This is a genomic window from Mesorhizobium sp. M7A.F.Ca.US.002.01.1.1 (assembly GCF_004022955.1).
Classification (GTDB): Bacteria; Pseudomonadota; Alphaproteobacteria; order Rhizobiales; family Rhizobiaceae; genus Mesorhizobium; species Mesorhizobium ciceri.
Window position 1 is genome coordinate 1 of the sequence record NZ_RZQE01000712.1, and the last position, 2244, is coordinate 2244.

At 62.7% G+C, this 2244-nt stretch carries 4 protein-coding genes; all 4 read right to left on the reverse strand.

Annotation, left to right across the window (positions count from 1 at the left end):
• On the reverse strand, nt 1-327 hold a 327-nt coding region (locus tag EN932_RS34470; RefSeq protein ID WP_164890792.1), incomplete at its 3' end, for a phosphatidate cytidylyltransferase.
• Nucleotides 324-1058, reverse strand: a complete 735-nt coding sequence (locus EN932_RS34475; RefSeq protein ID WP_013531758.1) for an isoprenyl transferase — start codon at nt 1056-1058, stop codon at nt 324-326. The genes EN932_RS34470 and EN932_RS34475, both read right to left, overlap by 4 nt.
• Nucleotides 1059-1092: 34 nt before the next feature.
• A complete protein-coding gene (frr, locus tag EN932_RS34480; RefSeq protein WP_013531759.1) occupies nt 1093-1647 on the reverse strand; it encodes a ribosome recycling factor in 555 nt (184 codons plus the stop codon).
• Nucleotides 1648-1745: 98 nt separating this feature from the next.
• On the reverse strand, nt 1746-2244 hold a 499-nt coding region (locus EN932_RS34485; protein WP_164753760.1), incomplete at its 5' end, for a uridine monophosphate kinase.

The following is a 2244-nucleotide window of genomic DNA, read 5'->3' on the forward strand; positions in this document are numbered from 1 at the left end:
GGCGAGGCCGCTCGCATCCCATTGTCCGGTCTTGCGAAGCGAGGCGGCTATCGCCGTTGCGGCAACAATGGCCGCCACAAGCGGCAGCAGCCAGGAGGCGGCCAGGCCGCCGATCAAGGCGCCAACGAAGACGACCAGCAATGCTTCCGGCAGGAAACCCAGGCCCGTGGCCCCGGTCGGGCGCGACATGCGGGTCCATTCATAGAAGATCGCCGCCGATATCACGGCGCACAGCAGCCGGAACGGCAGACCGCCGATCCAGGTCAGACCGAGAGTGATGATGGCGAGCACGATCGCCGAAACGACACGCAGCTGGAGATTGCTCATCCCGCGGCCGGTCGCGAAGCGACGTCCTGGCCTCCAAGTCCACCGAACCGGCGTTCGCGGCCAGCAAACTCACGCAAGGCCTCGGCAAGGTGCTCGCGGCTGAAGTCGGGCCAGTAGCAAGGCAGGAAGACGAGCTCGCTATAGGCGGCCTGCCACAGGAGGAAATTCGACAGGCGAAGCTCGCCGCTGGTGCGAATGACCAGTTCCGGGTCGGGAATGCCTTGCGTATCAAGCGCAACGGCAAAGCTTTCGGCTGATATCGCCTCGGCGTCGAGTTCGCCACGCGCCACGGCCAAAGCGAGCTTTTGCGCCGTGCGAACGATCTCGTCGCGTCCGCCATAGTTGAAGGCGATCACCAGCGTCAGAGATTCATTTGCGGCCGTCAGCGTTTCGGCCTCGTCGAGCAGTCCCCTGATATCGGGCTGCAGCCCTGCCCGGTCGCCGATGATTCTAACCCGCACACCGCTCTGGTGCAGTTCGGCAAGGTCACGGCGGATGAACATTTTCAGAAGGCCCATCAGGTCGCTGACCTCGGATTTCGGCCGCGACCAGTTCTCCGACGAGAAAGCGTAGACGGTCAGGTAGGAGATGCCGAGCCCGGGTGCTGCGCGCACCGTCTTGCGCAGCGCCTCGACGCCGGCACGATGGCCCGCAAGACGAGGCAAGCCGCGCGCCTTGGCCCAGCGTCCGTTTCCGTCCATGATGATCGCGACATGCGCGGGCGTTGCCATGTTCTCGCTTTCGGGTCAGCCGGAGGCCAAGACCCTAAACCTGCATGATTTCAGCTTCCTTATCGGAAAGCAGGTGGTCGATGGTGCTGATCGTCTCGTCGGTAAGTTTCTGAACCTGGTCCGAGCGCTTGCGCTGATCGTCCTCGCTGATGTCGCCGTCCTTCTCCGCCTTCTTCAGGAAGTCCATGCCGTCGCGGCGCACATGGCGCGCGGCGACCCGGGCGTTCTCGGCGTAGGTGTGCGAGATCTTGACCAGTTCCTTGCGGCGCTGTTCGTTGAGTTCGGGAAGCGGAATCCTGAGGTTGGTGCCGTCCACGATCGGGTTGAAACCCAGATTGGATTCGCGGATCGCGCGGTCGACCGCGCCAACCATCGACTTGTCCCAGACCGACACCGAGATCATGCGCGGCTCCGGCACCGAGACGTTGGCGACCTGATTGATCGGCATGGTGGTGCCATAGGCCTGCACCTGGATCGCATCGAGCAGATTGCTGGAGGCGCGACCGGTCCGCAGCGAAGCCAGATCATGCTTGAACGCGGCGATGGCCCCATCCATGCGCCGCTTGAGATCGTCGTACTCACCACTCATCTTTATCTCCTCGACCCGTCTAATGCGGGCTCACTGCTTCGGGGCCGTCTTCGAATCGGACCTTCGAAAACCGGTTTCCCTTCGGGCCAGGCCGCCGATCAATCGTCCGCGACGACCGTGCAGCGGCCGCCGCCCCTCAGAATATCGCCGAAACCACCTTTTTCGTGGATCGAATAGACGATTATCGGAATGTTGTTTTCGCGCGCAAGTGCAATCGCTGCAGTATCCATGATGGAAAGGCCGCGATTTATGACTTCGCCATGGCTGATGCGCTCGAAACGCGTCGCATTCGGGTCCTTCTTCGGGTCCGCCGAGTAGACGCCGTCGACCTGAGTACCCTTGAACAGTGCGTCGGCGCCAATTTCAGCCGCGCGGAGGGCGGCGGCCGAATCAGTGGTGAAGAACGGATTGCCGGTGCCGCCGGCGAAGATCACCACCTTGCCCTGGTTCATGTAGGCAGTCGCCTGGCGCTGCGAAAAGCTCTCGCAAAGTTCGGGCATGGCGATCGCCGAAAGCACCACGGCGTCGACGCCGATCTTGTTCAACGACGTGCGCAGCGCCAGCGAGTTGATCACCGTGGCAAGCATGCCCATGTGG